The following is an 18,367-nucleotide window of genomic DNA, read 5'->3' on the forward strand; positions in this document are numbered from 1 at the left end:
CAGGGAAAGTAATATGAAAGACATTGAACGTATTTTTCAAAAGGTAATTTGGGATTCTTTTTTGTTTTTTCTGGTATCGTGCATATTACTGTTTCCGTGGTTGTTTGTTGCGCACACTATTGAAGAAAAAGCAGATGTCGCGGTCATCTCTTTGCCCCTGGCGTTTACCTGTGTGGTCATCGCTTTTTTCTTTTTTATCATTCAAAAGAAACCAGGGGCATTAAGGGAGTTAGCCGTCATAACGTTCTATGTTATTGTTGTCTTTGTTTATACTATTCTGGTGTTCAATTTACTTCTCAATATGATGCCAGGGATGGATGATTTTATATTTTATTACGGATGTTTTTTAAGTGTCTTTTTCTTCGGTACGCCAGTGTATTTATTGATGCGGATGATGTGGACTTTTTTCACCATAAAGTAATTGTGTGATGCATAAAGGGACAGAGAAAGTCCGCCTCCACACTCTTTCCATAAACCTGTCATACGTGGTCAATATCGTTTTTTTATCATTGAAACACATCATTTATCACATGACTTTCCGCCGGGAAGGGTGAGGCAGGCTAGTGAATTTTTTAATTTTCCTGAACGTTATGTCAGTTGACTGGAATTATTTCTGATGCCGTACTTTTTTATTGAAAGACCCATATTTGCCTGGGTGGTTGCGCTGTTTATTGTTCTGACCGGCCTATTGTCTATCCCCCAACTGCCCGTAGCACAATATCCGGCGGTTGCACCGCCCGGTATTATCATCTCGCTCAGTTACCCCGGCGCCAGTCCGGATGTCATGAACACCTCTGTCGTTTCGCTTATTGAACGCGAGATCTCAGGCGTGGATAACTTACTGTATTTTGAATCGTCCAGTGATACCACCGGTATGGCATCTATTACGGTCACTTTCAGGCCGGGTACAGACATTAAACTCGCCCAGATGGACCTGCAAAACCAGATCAAGATTGTTGAGCCGCGTTTGCCGCAGGCTGTGCGGCAAAATGGTATTAATGTTGAGGCCGCTAATTCCGGATTTCTTATGATGGTGGGTTTAAAATCCCGCACCGGCGAATATCAGGAAGCGGATTTAAGTGATTATTTCGCCAGAAATTTGACGGATGAACTGCGACGTGTGCCGGGTGTCGGGAAAGTGCAGCTATTTGGCGGTGAGAAAGCGCTGCGGATCTGGCTTGACCCGATGAAATTACACGGTTACGGACTCTCTGTTACGGACGTATTAACCGCAGTGAGTCAGCAAAACGTGATTGTCTCTCCTGGCCGAACGGGAGACGAGCCAGCGGTCTCTGGTCAGGCCGTTACCTATCCGATAACCGTCAGGGGGCAACTCTCCTCTGTTGAGGCGTTTCGCAATATTACGCTTAAATCGGAGGTCTCCGGCGCTCGTCTGACCCTGGCCGATGTTGCCCGCGTTGAATCCGGGTTACAAAGCTATGCCTTTGGAATTCGTGAAAACGGTGTTCCGGCAACGGCTGCCGCTATCCAGCTTTCGCCCGGTGCAAATGCTATCAATACGGCATCCGGTGTCCGAGCGCGACTGGCTGAGCTGTCAGGCGTACTTCCTGAGGGAATGGAATTTACGGTTCCTTTTGATACAGCGCCTTTCGTTAAATTATCCATAATGAAGGTGCTGGAGACATTCGTTGAAGCGATGGTTCTGGTCTTCTTCGTCATGCTGCTTTTTCTGCATAAAATCCGCTGCACGCTGATCCCTGCCATCGTTGCGCCTGTGGCGCTGTTGGGGACCTTTACGGTGATGTTGTTAAGCGGTTTTTCCATCAACATTTTGACCATGTTTGGCATGGTGCTGGCAATCGGCATTATCGTTGATGACGCCATCGTTGTCGTAGAAAACGTTGAACGCCTGATGGAAGACAAGGCGCTCTCACCGAAGGAGGCAACGCGACAAGCGATGCATGAAATCACGCCGGCCATAATGGGTATTACGCTGGTGCTCACGGCGGTATTTATCCCGATGGCGTTTGCCGGAGGGTCTGTCGGGATTATTTACCGGCAGTTCTGTATCTCTATGGCGGTGTCTATTTTACTCTCCGCCTTTCTGGCACTGACGCTTACGCCAGCACTCTGCGCAACGTTATTAAAACCCCATCATCATACCTCGCATAGAGGCAGCGCGTTTTCCGCGTGGTTCAACGGTCGTTTTTATGCGCTTACTTCGCTTTACGCCTCCGGCCTCGGATTTGTTCTGAAACGGACCGGACGAATGATGATGCTCTATGCCGCGTTGTGCATGGCGCTTTTTCTCGGTCTGTCTTCGTTACCGTCATCATTTTTACCGGATGAAGATCAAGGCTACTTTATGTCATCAATCCAGCTTCCCTCAGACGCGACGATGCAGCGTACGCTTAAGGTGGTGCAAAAATTTGAAGAGGAAATCGCCGGTCAACCGGCGGTCGAAAGCAACATTATGATTCTGGGATTTGGGTTTTCAGGCTCCGGTCAGAATTCAGCCATGGCGTTCACCACCCTTAAGGACTGGAAACAACGCGAAGGAATGAGCGCACAAGATCAGGCTGACGCTATTCAGTCAAGAATGGAGAGTGTGTCCGACGGGGTCACAATGAGTCTGCTTCCGCCGGCTATTTCTGATATGGGGACCTCATCCGGGTTCACGTATTATGTGCAAGACCGGGGAGGCAGGGGGTATCAGGCGTTAAAAAAGGCAGCGGATGAACTCGTCGTGCAGGCTAATAAAAACCCATATTTGACCGATGTTTACATTGATGGTCTTGCGGAGGGAGCAACGCTCGCCCTTAACATTGACAGGGAAAAAGCCGAAGCCATGGGGGTTTCGTTTGATGAGATTAATCAAACCCTTTCCGTCGCAACGGGATCAAACTATGTCAATGATTACATCAATAATGGCCGGGTTCAGCAGGTCATTGTCCAGGCTGATTCACCTTTCCGTATGCAGCCGGAACAGTTATTACATTTATCGGTTAAAAACCGCCAGGGGCAGATGCTTCCGTTGTCCACGTTTGTAACGCTCTCCTGGCAGGTCGCGCCGCAGCAACTGAACCGCTATCAGGGCTATCCCGCCATTCGTATAACCGGAAATGCATCGTCCGGTGAATCCACAGGTACCGCAATGGCGGCAATGGAGGAACTTGCAAAAAACTTACCGTCAGGTTTTGCGGGCGAATGGGCAGGCAGTTCATTACAGGAAAAGGCATCAGCATCACAGCTTCCGGGGCTCATTGTTCTGTCGATGTTAGTGGTGTTTATGGTGCTCGCCGCGCTCTATGAAAGCTGGTCTGTTCCCTTTGCGGTGATGTTGGTTGTTCCGCTGGGTTTGCTCGGCGCCGTACTGGCGGTAACCGTTGCGAATATGACGAACGACGTCTTTTTTAAAGTCGGTCTGATAACCCTTATTGGGCTCTCTGCCAAGAACGCCATTCTGATTATTGAATTTGCGAGACAATTAATGCACCAGGGCAAAAACATCATCGAGGCGACACTCATTGCCTCCGGACAGCGTTTGCGCCCGATACTCATGACATCTTTAGCGTTCACATTAGGCGTGGTTCCCCTGATGCTTGCCAAAGGTGCAAGCGACAGCACTCAGCATGCTATAGGAACAGGGGTATTCGGAGGGATGATCAGCGCAACGTTACTGGCTATTTTCTTTGTTCCCGTATTTTTCGTCGTCATTGTCCGCTTTCTTGAAACGCGAAAATTCGGCCAGAATAAACCCCGAAACAGGTAATCTCCACTATCGCTTCCATCCAGTACCTTTGCGGTGGGCGGATGTGCCGAGCTTACTGCGCGAGGTCCTGTAGAGGTGTAATAGCAGAACCTGAAATCTAAGACTATTCTTAATTTCAGTCGTTGTGCTGGTTTACGCAGATGTAAACACAAGCACGGTATTGCGCACGCAGGTAGAGCTATGGCCCTGAAAGATGAGAGACTTTATTCGGAAATTTTAGAGCTCCTCCTCGCCGCGACGATCGAGCCTCAGGTGTGGTCCTGCGTGCTTGAAAAAATCGCCTTACTGGTAGGGCATCAATATGCCGCGTTACTTTTTTACGACAAAGGCAATGCGCAACTGCTGACGGATGCCCTGCTCTGTGAAGAAAAAGTATTTACCGCCTATCGTGATGTATTTTTGGCGCTGGATCCTGCTGAGAAAATATTGACCAGTGCCCCAGTGGGAGAGCTCTATCAGGACAGAGAGGTATTGGGAGATAAATTTATTGCCTCAAGCGTTTATTACAATGAATTTCATCGTCCTAACGATATGAATTATCTGACCAGCGTTAAATTAAGTGCTGTCAATGGTTATGCCTGCTTTTTATCGCTAATGACTGCTAACGGTGCGCTTTACCCACAACAATCGCATTTTGATCTTTTTAAGCGTCTTATACCTGCGTTAATTACAGCCACTCATCTTCATGCCCGATTTGAGTCACTGCGGGAAAATTTAAAATATCAGAACGCATTGCTTGATAATCATATTTATCCGGTATGGTTAGTGAACGGTGTGGGAAAAATACTCTATGCGAACCGTCATGCCGAACATTATCACGACAGGTACAGGGATAGCTGGGCAACCTGTCACGATACGCTGAATATCAATACCGACAGTAAAAAATTAAAGCAGGCTATTCGGCGTGCCACGTCAACCGATTCACTGCCAAAAGCGGGTCTGTGCTATACGACAGGAAGTAAGACGATGCCAGTGCTTGTGCTGCCTTCAGCGCAAATGGTCGGCGTTGCCAGCATTATCATTCCGTTACCCTTACTCAGCGGTACGCCGCTTATCGATCTCTTCGGGCTTACCCCCAGTGAAAATGCCCTGACAGGATTGCTGATTCGTGGAATGACGGCAGAAGAGTGCGCGCTCCATTTACGCGTCTCTATTGCTACGGTGCGAACGCATCTGAGCGCGCTGTTCAGAAAAACCAACACCCGTAACCAGTCTGAGCTGCTGTTGATTGCGAGAGCAGTTCACGGCTAATTTTTTATCCTCTCATCTAAATGAATGAGAGGATTTTTTCCAGCGGAAATTATACTCGGATTTAACAGGACAAGCGGCTATCTGCCTGGCCGGGCATTATTTCCTCAGCCACGGTTGTGTGCTGCTGTCTCCTTGTTAAGGAAAGTCATTGCAAATGGATGTGATTTTAAACATCTGTCTGTCGTCTATTGGCGAGGTTTTGATATGCTAAGATCTTCTCTCTTATTTATTGTACTGGCTATCGCATTTTTAAGTGCCTGTTCATCTGATAGCTATAATAACAGAGTCTATCATCCTAATTATCAAAAACTGGATGTGACGGATACCGGTCAAAAAGTGATTGTCTCTGAGCGTAATAACTCCAGGTTTATTATTACTTATTTATACGATGAAAAAGGGTACTGCAGTAAATGCGCCGTTTATAAAGTCGCAGCGATGAATAAATCTGATCATCCATTTGATTTTGGCGTGCGTAATTTCGATGTGAAAAACGGCGCTACGCCCGTCATGCTTATGAGTTCAGCGGATGTCAGCAAGGTTCAGGATGATAAAATGAGCTCGCACAATACCTTCTCGATGATCTCGGGTCTTTTGATGGGCGTTGCGGCAGGTCTCGCAAAACAGCCCTCAGTGGCCAGTGATTATACCAACTCTCTTGAACAAACAACCCAGCAGATTCAAAACGAATCTGACTTTATTAATAACAAATTCTCTAATGAGTCTTTGAACGAAAAACGCATTGCTCCTGGCGAAGGCTATGGTGGGGTGATTATTGCTCAAAATCTTAATTTTGATTCACCACTCTTTTTTCATGTGGTAATTGATAACGAAGTCCACGATGTCGAATGGAATAAAACAAAATGAAGACATTATTGATTATTCTTAGCCTGTTTTTTTTGTGCGCGGCATCGACCTATGATGATCTCCTGAGTACGGGAAAAAAATACCAAACCCAGGAAGAAAAAAACAATATTGAAAAACATACTCTGGGGAAGTGTGCCGCCTGGATGAGTAAAACACCTGCGAGCGTGGAAAAGGTTAAAAGCAAAAAAAGTTGTCCCAACCCGACAGTGGCGTACGAAATCGCTACCGGGGTGGGCGATGAGCGTCAGGGTCTGGAAACCTCGCCGGAGTTACTAATTCAGACCCATGGTTCGTTGGCTGCCGCCATCGAAATGTCAAAAGTACAAATTGCCGAATATGACCGTTATGCAGCGTTACCGGAATCTGAGGTTCCCGCATGGGCCAGGGCGCTGGCCCGTCATGGCGCAGATGAATTCCGGCAAAAAATTATGCCAGCGTTAATGTGTCGTGCAGGCGTGGAAACGTCCGATCCTGGCGATGCGCTACCAGCGGAGTGTACACCCGAGCTAATGAAACAGTTGGCAAGTAATAAGGACAGCGGGAAGCAGAAGAAAAGTGTTCAGACCGATAAACCGAGTGATGAGGGTCTTGATTATACAGGCAAATCCTGCTCATGGTTCATTGTAAAGGACGCAGAGAGCTGCCAGTCGCGTGTCTGTTTCTATTCCGAGGGGCAGTCTGTTTCTTATGGTAAAAGAGCCTACCGTTGCCAGTCCGGGCGCTGGACGATGATACGCGACTGCACCCAGTCAACCAGTAAAAGCCGGGAGGGGGAGTGCGTAAAAGATATCCGACGTGATTTTGGCATACCCCAAAATAAAGAAACACCCGCGCAGAAGGTGCTTCTTGATGATTAGCGTGCGGTAGAGTCCGCCATTACAGGTAGTCACTGTCGGTTACCAATGCATATCGGTAATCCCTCTCATTTCAGACATTCATTACATCAGCAGTGCGACCATCGCGATAAGCGCCGGTAGCGCCTGAACATAGAGGATTTTCTTGCTGGCGGTTGCTGCGCCAAATACCCCGGCTATCAATACGCATGCCAGGAAGAACAGTTTGACTGGAAACCCGGCGTCCCCCAGCCACAGACCCCACAGCAAACCGGCGGCTAAAAAGCCGTTATACAGTCCCTGATTGGCGGCCATCACGCGGGTGTCACGGGCAAAATCGGCGCTAAGGTTGAACGCCTTGCGGCCTGTTTTGGTATCCCACAAAAACATTTCAAGAACCAGAATGTAGACATGGATAGCGGCGACAAGCGCGATGAGGATGTTTGCTAACACAAGGAACCTTAACGGATAAGAGCAGGGTATCTGGAGTATAGATAACGGTATAAAAAAACGAAGAAAAATCCCTTCGTTTTATCGTGTGGATGCGGGCTAACGACTAAACACGGTTATTAACCCGCTCCGTTTTTAGCATAAAGGATATTTTTTAAACGCGGGAAGGGTCTCGCAGAAATCAGCAAGCCACGCAATGTGTTTAAAATCGCCAGCCAGTACGACATGTGGGATCATCGACTGAATAAATGTCCACACTACCGCGCTGGTGACGCAAACCTGATCGGGGCGCTGCGCGGCAGGGCGGCCTGCCAGCAGCGTCTCCCACTCCTGGCAGGCGGCTAACAACTGCTGTGTCACTCGCGCCACCCATGGCTGATGCTGCTTTTCTTCCGGTCTGAGATGGTGCTCATAAATGTGTTGCACCGCTTTTTCGCAGGCGGCCAGCACCACACCCAGCAGACGAAGGTCGTGTGCCAGCGCCTCCGGCTCTGCGGGGAATAATTTCTGCTCTGCGCCCGCCAGTGTCTCGAAATAGTACAAAATAAGCGTGGATTCCATTAACTGTACGCCGTTATCCAGCAGCAGCGTTGGCGCTTTGACCACCGGATTAATACGAGCGAACGCGTCAAATGAGCGAAAAACCGACAGCGGTATACTTTCAAATTCGATGCCATAGAGTTCCAGGGATACCGCAATACGCCTGACGTAAGGCGAGTCCATCATGCCAATGAGTTTCATCGTGATTCCTGCCCATTCCAGCAACAGCCGTTAATTGATTGACCGCGACACCTGTCACAGTGATGCCCCGGTGTAGAAGACGAAGAAACCTTACCGTATATCGGGGGGGACGAATATCACGGGTTTCTTACCATATGTGTTAGTTTTGCTAACGTTTAATGTGGTCATCGTGTGTCCTGCAAATAACGTTAAAATTAACTGACCGAACATCATTGGCTTATCGCTTTACAGTTATCTGCCGTTGATTTAAGAAAGCCTGTTTGGTAGTAACGTTAACGTATTGGATCCTGTGTTTGAGGAAAGCACGATGTCGGATTTCCCACCGATCGCCAGCCTGCGAAGTTTTGAGGCCGTTGCACGCCTGGGTAGTGTGACCCAGGCGGCAAAAGAGATGAACGTGACTCATTCTGCCATAAGTCAGCAAATCAAAATCCTTGAGGAGTTGGTGGGCGTAAAACTGTTTATCCGTCACGGGCGCGGGGTGCAGATTAGCGAAGAAGGACGGCTGTATGCGTTACAGATACGCGAGGCGTTAAATCACATTTCAGATGCCACCCGGCTGGTGCAGGTTAAGCCGCGCACGATGGAACTGACTCTGGCGACGGTGCCTTCTTTTGGCAATCACTGGTTAATGCCGCGCCTGATGCGGTTTCGCGAGAAATTTCCTCTCATATCGTTACGTTTACAGGTCAGTCTGACGGTTACCAGCCTGCAACAGCAAGTCATTGATATTGCGATCCGTATGGGGCAGGGCGACTGGGAAGGCATGGACAGCCGCTTTCTTTTTTCTGATGAGCTGATTGTCGTTGCGGCACCTGGCTATAACAATGGCAACTTACCCACCACGCCGCAAGAGGTGGCGAAGAGTCACATTATCTTTTCGACGGAGTCGTGGAAAAGCTGGTGCCTGAATGCCGGCCTGGAAAAAGAGATCGTGCCAGCGGGACTGCGTATCAACGATTCGAACCTGGTGCTTGAAGCCGTCCGGCTGGGCGCTGGCATTGCGCTTGAGCGCCGTTCTCTGGTCAGGGACGCTATCGCGCGGGGCGAACTGGTGCAGATAACCGCATTCTCGGCGCCTTATCCCTGGCACTACTGGCTGGTGACCTCTGCACAGACAGAGAAAGCGCGGGAAATCTCTCTTTTCATCGCCTGGCTGGATGAAGAGATAGCCCTGTGGCGCGAGCAGACGCCGTGAAGGCCAGATTCGCCAGGTGGCGGAGAATCCGCTATTATCCGCTCTCCCTTTTTCGCCGGGCAGCCTGATGTCTGAGATTATCGATACCTTTATTGCCCCGCCATGCCAGGAGGAAGTTACGATCCTTTGGCAAGACGAACATCTGCTCCTCATCAATAAACCCGCCGGGCTGCTTAGCCTCTCCGGGAAAAACCCGCAAAATCTCGACTCTGTGCATCACCGGCTGGTCAACCTATTCCCCGGCTGCACGCTGGTCCACCGCCTTGATTTTGGTACCTCCGGGCTGATGGTGGTGGCGCGCAACAAGGCGATCAATGCTGCACTCTGCCGCCAGTTCAGCCAGCGCACGGTGAACAAGGTCTACACTGCGTTGCTCTGCGGGCATTTGGCCAATGATGGCGGGGTGATCGACGCGCCGATCGCCAAAGATCCGGCGCTGTTTCCGCTGATGTCGATTTGCGCTGTTCACGGCAAACCCGCACGCTCACGCTACCGGGTCGTGGACCGTTTTTTTCAGGAAGGGGAAGACGGAACGTTACTGCCACTGACGCGGGTCATACTGATTCCGGAGACCGGGCGCACCCATCAATTGCGCATTCACTGCCAGCATCTGGGCCATCCGATTCTGGGCTGTGACTTGTATGGCGGTCTGAGGCTACCGGGCACAGCGCGAACACCGCGAATGATGCTACACGCCAGTGAATTGCATTTTGTCCATCCGGTCAGCGCAGAACCGATAAACGCCTGCCACGCCAGCCCGTTCTGAACAGTAGATACTGTGAACGTTGAGGGAGAGGGCCAGGGTGAGGGGGAAAATGCGACTCTGGTGGTCATTCCGTTCACCTTATGTTCCTTGCTTTTCTGTCGCGACAGAACCCGTGAACGTGCCAGGGTGGCTCACCGCCACCCTGGCGACCCGGGCTCCCGGCAAAGAAAATCGCCGCTGGCGCGGTCCATTCGTCTTATGTCGTCTGACTTTCGGGGCGGGGACCAGCCTGCGTCCTTGCAGGCTATCCCCTCCGCCCGCTTCCCTGCGGGCGGCCCCGGTCAGCCGCCAACGCCTCATCGATTTTCAGCCGGACCCTGTCATCGCTGTCACTGTTTTATTCTTATTAAGCGGCGTTATCGCTGTAAAACATAAGATTACTGGAGATTCCTCAGCCCCGGGGGAGAGGGAGAAAACCGGTCGTAGATACTGTGAACATCTTCAACCCTTTTTAGTCATGGCTTACTCGTTTTCCCGCATGATAACCATAGCGACATCTTTGTCCCCCCTGGCGCAGAGCGTGCAGCGAGGGGGGTGAGTCCCCGCTGAAATCGGTGAGACGAAGACCCGATGACAAGGTCAGGCCGCCAGGGATGGCGGACTGAGGTTTGTCGAGACACGACAAAATCGTCCGGAGCGATTTTGAACAACGCAACGCGTTGGCCCGAAGGGCGAGCCCCAGGGATGGGGCGAGTAATGCGAGTCAAACCGACCGCAGGCAGCGGGGCGGGAGGCGAACGCAGTGCGAAGCATCGATTTCTTTGCGGGGCCGCGGGGATTGTAAAGGGGAACGCGGTGTTCCCCTTTACCCGTTCACGTGTTCGAGGGTGACATTTCGCCATGAACATACGGTGAACGGAACCCACCTCCCGAGCCGCATTTTCCCCCTCACCCTGGCTCTCTCCCTCAAGGGAGAGGGGACCGATCGTGCTCGCATTTTTGTGGGGACTCCTCTCCCCCTCTACGATCGGGCACCGAACCTGTAGATCCGGATGAAGCGCCGGGAGGATGCCCGGCGCGGTACATAAGTGCGGTGGCAAAGGGGGATTAAATGCTGCGGATTACCACATCAAATCGTCAGGTATTTTGAAATCGGCGTACGGATCGTCTTCGTCCTGCACTTCTTCGCTCAACGCGCTGTTTAACACAATGTAACTCTCATCGCGCTGGGCAATTTTATCGGCGACGACGGCAGGGATGATCGCGTATTCGCTGTCGCCATTGCTGTTGGTTACCAGACGTGCAATGGCGAGGCGGCCATTGATCAGTTGTGTCTGCGTTGCCTTATCTACCACAACCTTTTTGATGAGGTTATTGTCGGTGAAGTTAAAATCGATATTGCCTTTGGCGATGACGATTCGGTTCATCTCAATAAGCTGCTTCACCTGCGCTTTATACTCTTTCGATAACGCCGCCTGCTTTTGTTGCTCGCTCAGCTGCTTATCGCGCTCAAGTTGCGCCTTTTTGTTCTCTTCTACCGCCTCTCTTGCCTCACGAGCCTGAACGCGTGATTTCTTGGCCGTTCTCTGGACTTTGGCCATCTTTTTGCTGGTTACTAAACCTGCTTTCAGCATCTGCTCTTGTAAGGTGAGTTTTGTCATCGTCGTTTCTAACCTGGTAAAGAATTTGCGTGATTATAACGGTAATTATTGCGGATGTAACAGGTGTGGCCGTGACCGTGACGTTACGCGTCCTAAACCTGACGCTGGTATAAAGAAGGACGTAGCGGAATCAATTGTTACATTTATGTATCATGCTTCTGACTTGAAAACTCGTTACTCTCTCTTCTTGCGGATATGACGTGACATACCTGATTTCCAACCTGCTGATTTTAAAATGGAATATGGGAAGTGCGGCGTATAAATGGCGGCACATATACTCGATTTGTGAATGCGAAACCCTCGCGGGATTGCCACTTAAGAAGAGGTTTCATGTCTTTACGATCGCTACAGGCGCTGTGTTTAGTGAATTTTTTTATGGCGGATGTCAGGGACGGTCTCGGCCCTTTTTTAGGGATCTTCCTCACTGAACATCACTGGCAAACCGACAGTATTGGCTGGATGATGACGCTTGGAGGTGTGGCAGGGCTTCTTGCCACGATGCCCTCCGGGCTGGTTGCTGATGCGTCACGACATAAGCGGGCAATACTCGTTACCTGCGGTCTGCTCATCACTGCCGCGACGCTGCTGCTCTGGGTATTTCCGACGCTGTATATCGTCGGCTTTTCTCAGCTTGTCACGGGAGTGTCTGCGGCTTTCATTGCCCCTGTGCTAACCGGGATCACACTTGGGTTAACGGGCTCATCCGGGTTCAACCATCAAATGGGCAGAAACGAGGCGTTTAACCACGGCGGAAATATGAGCGCCGCGATACTGGCGGGTGTACTGGTCTTCTACCTGGGCACAGATGCCGTGTTCATTTTGATGACCGGTATGGCGATTTGCGCCACGATGGCGGTGTTTGCTATTCGCAATGATGACATCGATAACCGTGTCGCCCGTGGATTAAGTGGCAGTGCGGATCCTGCGGCGCTTCCCAAACTGTCCGTTATTCTCGCACACCCCGCGGTGATTACCATCGGGGTAACGCTGCTGCTTTTTCATCTGGCAAACGCCGCGCTGCTGCCGATGCTCAGTATGCGTGTGGCATCGGCGCCGGGAGGGGAAATAAGCGCGGGCGTGTATGCAGCGGCGACGGTTGTCATTTCGCAACTGGTGATGATCCCCGTGGCCTTATTCGCCGCGGCCAGAGCGGAAAAATATGGCTATCCGCTATTGATCGCGGCGGCCTTAATTGTCCTGCCGCTGCGCGCGGCGCTGGCTTGCACCTCAGCCGACCCACTTTTTATGATACCGGTGCAGATTATGGATGGCGTGGCGGCAGGCCTTCTGGGTGTGGCGGTTCCGGGTTATATCGTCAAGTTGCTGGAAGGCAGCGGGCATACCAATGCCGGGCAAAGCTTTGTCATGCTGTTACAGGGGGCGGGCGCGGCATTCAGTCCGGGCCTGGCGGGCAGTATTGCGGCAAAATATTCCTACAGCGTGGCTTTTGCCGTGCTGGGGGCAATTGCGTTACTGGCGCTGCTTATCTGGACCCTGCGCCGCTTTTTTTATGGAACCCACGAGGAGCGGCGATCTTATTGAGGCGGCGCGAAAGGGGAAAAACAATGAACAGGGGAGTGAGATGATTTTAACGACCATGCCAGGGCTTATTATCCGGCGCTTTCACCGCAAAGACGCCGCGGCTTTTTATGCTTATATGGCTTCGCCGCGTGTGCCCTGTTTTTATGATGAGAAAGTCAGCACCCTGGCAGAAGCCGAAGAAGACGTGGCTAAACGCGCCAGCGATGAGACCCAGTTCGCCGTCTGCCTTAAAGAGAGTGATGCGCTTGTTGGTCATCTTTTTGCCGATAACCACGGGGAACCCGATCCGCATACCTGGAGCATAGGCTGGCACTTTAATCCGCAATATGAAGGGCGGGGATTTGCCACCGCCTCTGTCAGCGCGCTATTCACTTATCTGTTTACGCAAAACGAAGCACGGCGCCTGTATGCCTATGTGGAAGACTATAATCTGCCGTCACAAAAACTCTGTGCTCGCCTGCACATGCGACAGGAAGGTTGTTTTAAGGAGTTTGTCTCGTTTACAGACGAAAAGGGCGAAGAGCGGTACGACTCTACGTATGTCTACGCGCTGCTTAAAAAAGAGTGGCAAGCGACGTTTTGAGTTCGGTGACGGGACGAGAGATTATCTCACCTGTCAGGTTTTATTCGCGAGAAAGAGAATATTAAGACAATCCGATAACCGCGATAATGTATTACCGGATTGTCTTTCATTCTCGATTAATAACAGATGTTAGATGGGCATTCAGGCCATTTTAAATACGCTAACCAGGTCTTTCAGCACTCTGGCCTGCTCGTTAAGCATTTCTGATGCCGCCACGGATTCTTCAACCAATGCCGCATTTTGCTGTGTCGTGGTATCAATTTGACCGATCGCAATATTAATCTGATGCACCCCTTCGCTCTGTTCCAGACTGGCCTGTTCGATCTCTTTAAGAATACTCGAGACGCTGTCAACGTTGTGCACAAGACCATCCATTTTTCCGCTAACCTGACGCACCATATCCAGACCCCGGGAACTTTGCTGCATGGAATTTTCAATCAGAGAACGGATATCCTTTGACGAGTTCGCTGTTTTTTGCGCGAGAACGCGAACTTCCTGAGCAACGACGGCAAATCCTTTTCCGTGTTCACCTGCGCGGGCGGCTTCCACCGCCGCGTTGAGGGCCAGTATATTGGTCTGGAAAGCAATGGAGTCAATCAGACTAATGATGTCAGACATTTTATCTGCGGAGTTGGTGATATTGTGGATTTCATGCGTCAGAGACGACATTAACTTTTCATTATCTTTGGCCGTTATGCTGGCATTTTCTGAGAGCAGGGAAGCATTCGCTGTATTACTCCCGGTATTTTTCACCGTGACGGAAATCTGCTCCATCGACGCGGCGGTTTGTTCAACCGAACTGGCCTGTTCCTCCGTTCGCGCGGACAAATCCCTGGTGCCAGCCATGATTTGTGAGGCACCTGTCGCGATATTTTCCGCCCCGCTGCGAATTTCAGTTACGATTTTTCGTAATTCTTGCTGCATATGGGCAATGGCCCCGGTCAGAATCCCTGTTTCATCTTTAGAAGTAATAACGATGTCAGTACCGAGATCGCCTTTGGCAATACGGGTGGCGGCACTGACGGCATGATTGATAGGACGGACAATGGCACGTGAAATCAGAAGTGCCATGATGATACCGAGTGCTAAACAGATTATTGATACAACGATCATTGTCGCTTTGCTTAATGCGTAATCACCGAGAAAATCCGCATAGGATGTCTGCATTTCATTACGCTGTAGATCGATAAATTCGGTTATTTTCTCCAGGTATTGACCTTCGTAAGCACGGGTGTGAGTGGTGTACTCATTGACGGCGGCCTCAGGATCGGTTTTAAGGTTTTTTATCACTAAAGCGCGTGACTGAATGTAAGCTGTACGCATTTCAGATATCTTGTTTAATAATAATTGTGAAGGTTCATCGTCTGCTTTTTCCCTCAGTTGTTCATATAACGCCGTTACTTCTTTACTTTTAGCATTCAATGCCTGCAAAAGCTGATCTTTTCTCTCTGGTTCTTTTTCGATAATTGCGTTAAGTAATAACGTTGTCGCGTTATTGACCTCTCTTATAACATTATTGCCAAGAGCAGTTGTCGGATAATCCTCCGTTACGATTTTCGATATTTTATCTTTAGCTTCATTAAGCCTGAAAAGAGAGTTTGCTGAAATAAATACCATCAAAAGCAATATGATGCCGAATGCCAGTAATATTTTGTTTTTGATACTTAAACCTTGTGTTTGACTGTTGGTCTTAACTTTTCTCATTTTTCTTTCCTTGTTAAATTTGAAGTTATGCCGATCTGCTCCTGCAGAGGGCATTTAATACACATCGGCATGATGCTGATAATACTTAGCCATTGATCGTTAAAAACTAAAAAAATTAAATTATTGATAGTTTGTGACTATTGAAATTAATTCGATTGATCGATGGAATGTTGCATAAATTTAATGCAACAAATTTATTGAACGATTTGTGCTATTATTCGCAATGCGTATTGAAAAGAACAAGGTTGGCTTTTAACCGTCGAATTGCTAAGGGAATTTAAAAAAAGACAGCCAGGGTAAGGTGATGGAGTCTGACGATAAACGTAAAATGATAACCCACAGGACATAAGCAAATCTTGATGATGACAGTCGATCCGATGGCGCATTGCGCCTGTGTTTCGTGCTTTACCCTCACTTTTCTAAAATTACCTTATAAAACGCTTTCATCCGGCGAAGCGGCCAAAGCCGCTATTACTCGCCATACTTATTCATTGTTATCAGTCAGAGGCTCAGGAAAATAATCACCCGTGACTTCCCGGCCATATCTGACATCCTGGGTATTATTTTGCGCGCAAAATAATAAGAACTCATCTAAGGGCATTGGCTTCGCATAAAGATAGCCCTGTTGCAGATCGCACCCCATTTTAAATACGGTGTCGGCCATAGTCTGTGTCTCAATACCTTCAACAACGATGTTCATACCTACATCGTTTGCAATTTCGATGATTTTCTCTAAGATTACTCTATTTTTTAAACTATGATCTATGCCTTTTAATAAATTCTTATCAATTTTTACTTCACTAAATGGCATTTCATTTAAGATATTTAATGAAGAATAACCAGAGCCTAAGTCGTCAAGCGACCATAATGCTCCTTTCCTCGAGAATTCATTCATGACGTTTAAGATATACTTCTTATCATAAATAAAAGCACCTTCTGTTATTTCAAGCTTGATATTTTTGAGGTTAAGATTGTTTTTATTGAGAATGCTGTCAACGGTATCGGGAAACTCAGCATCCATTAATTGTATTGGGCTGATGTTTACAGAAACCGTAATGTCTTTTATTTTGTTTTTGAGCGCCAGCATATCATCACCTACACGTTCCAAAACCCAGTAGCCGATGGGTAATATTAATCCGGACGCCTCGGCTATCGGAATAAAATAATCGGGCGCTATAAAACCTCTGACGGGATGTTTCCAACGCAGTAATGCTTCTGCTGAAACAACTTTCCCCTGACGATCGATTTGCGGCTGATAATAAACAGAGAGTTGTTTAGTTTTTATGGCTTTCGATAGTGCGTAGGTAAGATACTTCTCATTAGTATAATCGCCGCGGAAGATGATCAAGATACCAAATATAAGTGCAACAGCAGTAACGTAGTTTATGAAAACACCTTTGGTCATGATGTATTCTGGCGGGTGAAGAAGCTCACTGGTAAAAGAAAGATCAGACACTGAGTAGGTCAAATAGAAAACAAAGGCAAGAAAAGGCATTACTGTTTTCACATAGAATCGTTCATGCCTGAGAAATAAAGCCCCACCAACAGCATATACCAGCAGGTAAGAGTGAGACGAACGGGGTATGGCAGCAAGAGGGTAATCCGTTAAAGGGATCACAGTGCAAACAATCAATATCAGGTGGGAGAAAATAAGCGTGTTTTGCTTTGTGATCCCATTAAATGCCATCTTCATGGCATAAAAACCGACAAGAATGACAGATAAACATAATGCGGCGATATAAGGTTTGTCAGCAAACAGATATGCTGTACTCCAGGCTGCACCTCCTGTCAAACAGATAATCCCGGTCAGGAAAAGTAAAAAATACTGCCGTCTTGTATGATTACAACGAGGCAGTCTCTGAATGTAAGATTCAAAAAAACAAACGAATGAGTTTAATAAAGAATGCATGCGATCCCCTGAATTTGTTTATTATTGAAAATAGTCATTTCAGCATAGATCCTGAGAGGTACGGATTAATGGTTTTCTCTTCTTGTCTTTCATTTCGCATTCCTTTTTAAAAGAGGCAACAATTCAGTCTACTATACCTGATATTTTCCATACTGATGAATCTGACCGGTGTTGCTGAGCGCTAAATTGTGGTACTCGTTGTTTACTACACCATTGAATACAGAGTTGAGAATGAAAAGACGTTATGTGATTGCAGATGTTTTTACGGATACGCCGTTTGTTGGCAACCCTGTCGCTGTCGTGTTAGATGCAGAAGGGATGAGCACCGGGCAAATGCAACAGATTGCCGCTGAATTTGGCTACAGCGAAACGACATTCGTACTGCCGCCGGAAGACAGAGCAAACACGGCGCATGTGCGCATTTTTACCCCCACGCGGGAAATTCCTTTCGCCGGGCATCCTAATGTCGGTACCGCCTTTGTGTTGGCGAGTTATGCAACGGCGAGGGACGAGACGCTGCCTGAGACATTGCTGTTTGAAGAAGCGGCAGGTCTGGTGCCCGTTCGGCTGCTCAAAAACAACGGCACCATTAGCGGGGCCGAACTGCGGGTGCCGGAGCTGTTGTCTTGCCGCTCCGAAGTAAGCGCGGGGCAGGTTGCCGCCTGTTTGTCGCTGGAAGCAGAGTGTATCCGTACGGCTGTGCATCAGCCGCTGGTGGCCTCGGTGGGGCTGCCGTTTTTAATTGTTGAACTGGCCTCCCGCGATGCGCTACGCCGCTGTGTGCCGAATCTACAAGGGTTTCGGGCCGTTCTCCCGCTGGACGGTGCCGTGTCCATTTATGCCTATACCCTGGACACAACGCGGGAAGAGCATTGCGATTTGCAGGCAAGGATGTTCACGCCGCGGATGACCGAAGACCCGGCGACAGGCAGCGCGACGGCTGCGTTGACGGCGCTACTGGCTTCTCTGCACGATAAAAGGACGCTCTCTTTGCGTGTAAGTCAGGGGGTGGATATGGGGCGGGCCAGCCTGCTATTGGCAGAGTATGACGCCTCGCAGGGTAAACCGGTTGTGCGGGTAGGGGGAAACAGTGTGATCACCATGGAAGGGACATTTAACCTGTGAAGCCATGTCAGCCTGTTGGGCTGACTTCATTGCGCCGGGGGAAAAATTAGCGGGAAGGGGACAGACA

The 18,367-nt window shown here is 49.1% G+C and carries 15 protein-coding genes; 10 read left to right on the forward strand and 5 right to left on the reverse strand.

The window, feature by feature from the left end; translation table 11 throughout:
* Positions 1-13: 13 nt before the first annotated feature.
* The 5 genes from crrC to L2097_RS05265 all read left to right on the forward strand — a co-directional run bounded on the left by crrC (position 14) and on the right by L2097_RS05265 (position 6,705).
* Entirely contained in the window at positions 14-421 is a 408-nt protein-coding gene (gene crrC, locus L2097_RS05245) for a colistin resistant protein CrrC (protein ID WP_047370091.1), read from the forward strand.
* Between the two features lie 195 nt (positions 422-616).
* Positions 617-3,733, forward strand: a complete 3,117-nt coding sequence (locus tag L2097_RS05250; protein WP_250352270.1) for a multidrug efflux RND transporter permease subunit — start codon at positions 617-619, stop codon at positions 3,731-3,733.
* Positions 3,734-3,913: 180 nt separating this feature from the next.
* The gene (locus tag L2097_RS05255; RefSeq protein WP_250352271.1) at positions 3,914-4,984 is read left to right on the forward strand and encodes a helix-turn-helix transcriptional regulator; all 1,071 of its coding nucleotides are present in this window, start codon (positions 3,914-3,916) and stop codon (positions 4,982-4,984) included.
* 204 nt (positions 4,985-5,188) lie between these two features.
* Positions 5,189-5,848 carry a hypothetical protein gene (locus L2097_RS05260; protein ID WP_047370094.1) on the forward strand — a complete coding sequence of 220 codons (660 nt, stop codon included), beginning with the start codon at positions 5,189-5,191 and terminating at the stop codon, positions 5,846-5,848.
* Positions 5,845-6,705: a hypothetical protein gene (locus L2097_RS05265; protein ID WP_047370095.1), complete on the forward strand. Its 861-nt coding sequence runs from the start codon at positions 5,845-5,847 to the stop codon at positions 6,703-6,705. Before L2097_RS05260 ends, L2097_RS05265 begins: the two co-directional genes overlap by 4 nt.
* An 81-nt stretch (positions 6,706-6,786) precedes the next feature.
* Here L2097_RS05265 and L2097_RS05270 read toward each other — a convergent pair whose 3' ends face one another.
* Positions 6,787-7,134, reverse strand: coding sequence for a DUF1304 domain-containing protein (locus L2097_RS05270; protein WP_250352272.1), 348 nt, complete (start codon positions 7,132-7,134; stop codon positions 6,787-6,789).
* Between the two features lie 132 nt (positions 7,135-7,266).
* On the reverse strand, positions 7,267-7,872 hold the full coding sequence (locus tag L2097_RS05275; protein ID WP_250352273.1) for a glutathione S-transferase family protein: 606 nt from the start codon (positions 7,870-7,872) through the stop codon (positions 7,267-7,269).
* 307 nt (positions 7,873-8,179) lie between these two features.
* On the opposite strand from L2097_RS05275, the gene L2097_RS05280 reads away from it, so the two are divergent.
* Positions 8,180-9,070: a LysR substrate-binding domain-containing protein gene (locus L2097_RS05280; RefSeq protein ID WP_250352274.1), complete on the forward strand. Its 891-nt coding sequence runs from the start codon at positions 8,180-8,182 to the stop codon at positions 9,068-9,070.
* Between the two features lie 67 nt (positions 9,071-9,137).
* Positions 9,138-9,836, forward strand: coding sequence for an RluA family pseudouridine synthase (locus L2097_RS05285; protein WP_250352275.1), 699 nt, complete (start codon positions 9,138-9,140; stop codon positions 9,834-9,836).
* A 1,061-nt stretch (positions 9,837-10,897) separates the two neighbouring features.
* Here the strand turns inward: L2097_RS05285 and L2097_RS05290 are convergent.
* Positions 10,898-11,437 carry a DUF2058 domain-containing protein gene (locus L2097_RS05290; protein ID WP_047370100.1) on the reverse strand — a complete coding sequence of 180 codons (540 nt, stop codon included), beginning with the start codon at positions 11,435-11,437 and terminating at the stop codon, positions 10,898-10,900.
* Positions 11,438-11,767: 330 nt separating this feature from the next.
* On the opposite strand from L2097_RS05290, the gene L2097_RS05295 reads away from it, so the two are divergent.
* Entirely contained in the window at positions 11,768-12,979 is a 1,212-nt protein-coding gene (locus L2097_RS05295; RefSeq protein WP_229222484.1) for an MFS transporter, read from the forward strand.
* 40 nt (positions 12,980-13,019) lie between these two features.
* Positions 13,020-13,562: a GNAT family N-acetyltransferase gene (locus L2097_RS05300; RefSeq protein WP_250352276.1), complete on the forward strand. Its 543-nt coding sequence runs from the start codon at positions 13,020-13,022 to the stop codon at positions 13,560-13,562.
* Between the two features lie 141 nt (positions 13,563-13,703).
* Here L2097_RS05300 and L2097_RS05305 read toward each other — a convergent pair whose 3' ends face one another.
* Positions 13,704-15,266, reverse strand: a complete 1,563-nt coding sequence (locus tag L2097_RS05305) for a methyl-accepting chemotaxis protein (protein WP_250352277.1) — start codon at positions 15,264-15,266, stop codon at positions 13,704-13,706.
* A 484-nt stretch (positions 15,267-15,750) separates the two neighbouring features.
* Entirely contained in the window at positions 15,751-17,175 is a 1,425-nt protein-coding gene (locus L2097_RS05310; protein WP_250352278.1) for an EAL domain-containing protein, read from the reverse strand.
* A 231-nt stretch (positions 17,176-17,406) separates the two neighbouring features.
* Here L2097_RS05310 and L2097_RS05315 point away from each other — a divergent pair, with 231 nt between their 5' ends.
* On the forward strand, positions 17,407-18,300 hold the full coding sequence (locus L2097_RS05315; protein ID WP_250352279.1) for a PhzF family phenazine biosynthesis protein: 894 nt from the start codon (positions 17,407-17,409) through the stop codon (positions 18,298-18,300).
* Positions 18,301-18,367: the final 67 nt, after the last annotated feature.

Source organism: Citrobacter sp. MNAZ 1397 (genome assembly GCF_023613995.1).
In the GTDB taxonomy this organism is placed as follows: Bacteria; Pseudomonadota; Gammaproteobacteria; order Enterobacterales; family Enterobacteriaceae; genus Phytobacter; species Phytobacter ursingii.

Excerpts from the sequence above, each read along its gene's own strand:
- crrC (WP_047370091.1), top strand. The coding sequence starts at position 14 with ATGAAAGACATTGAACGTATTTTTCAAAAGGTAATTTGGGATTCTTTT.
- L2097_RS05250 (WP_250352270.1), top strand. The coding sequence starts at position 617 with ATGCCGTACTTTTTTATTGAAAGACCCATATTTGCCTGGGTGGTTGCG.
- L2097_RS05255 (WP_250352271.1), top strand. The coding sequence starts at position 3,914 with ATGGCCCTGAAAGATGAGAGACTTTATTCGGAAATTTTAGAGCTCCTC.
- L2097_RS05260 (WP_047370094.1), top strand. The coding sequence starts at position 5,189 with ATGCTAAGATCTTCTCTCTTATTTATTGTACTGGCTATCGCATTTTTA.
- L2097_RS05265 (WP_047370095.1), top strand. The coding sequence starts at position 5,845 with ATGAAGACATTATTGATTATTCTTAGCCTGTTTTTTTTGTGCGCGGCA.
- L2097_RS05275 (WP_250352273.1), bottom strand. The coding sequence starts at position 7,872 with ATGAAACTCATTGGCATGATGGACTCGCCTTACGTCAGGCGTATTGCG.
- L2097_RS05280 (WP_250352274.1), top strand. The coding sequence starts at position 8,180 with ATGTCGGATTTCCCACCGATCGCCAGCCTGCGAAGTTTTGAGGCCGTT.
- L2097_RS05285 (WP_250352275.1), top strand. The coding sequence starts at position 9,138 with ATGTCTGAGATTATCGATACCTTTATTGCCCCGCCATGCCAGGAGGAA.
- L2097_RS05290 (WP_047370100.1), bottom strand. The coding sequence starts at position 11,437 with ATGACAAAACTCACCTTACAAGAGCAGATGCTGAAAGCAGGTTTAGTA.
- L2097_RS05295 (WP_229222484.1), top strand. The coding sequence starts at position 11,768 with ATGTCTTTACGATCGCTACAGGCGCTGTGTTTAGTGAATTTTTTTATG.
- L2097_RS05300 (WP_250352276.1), top strand. The coding sequence starts at position 13,020 with ATGATTTTAACGACCATGCCAGGGCTTATTATCCGGCGCTTTCACCGC.
- L2097_RS05305 (WP_250352277.1), bottom strand. The coding sequence starts at position 15,266 with ATGAGAAAAGTTAAGACCAACAGTCAAACACAAGGTTTAAGTATCAAA.
- L2097_RS05310 (WP_250352278.1), bottom strand. The coding sequence starts at position 17,175 with ATGCATTCTTTATTAAACTCATTCGTTTGTTTTTTTGAATCTTACATT.
- L2097_RS05315 (WP_250352279.1), top strand. The coding sequence starts at position 17,407 with ATGAAAAGACGTTATGTGATTGCAGATGTTTTTACGGATACGCCGTTT.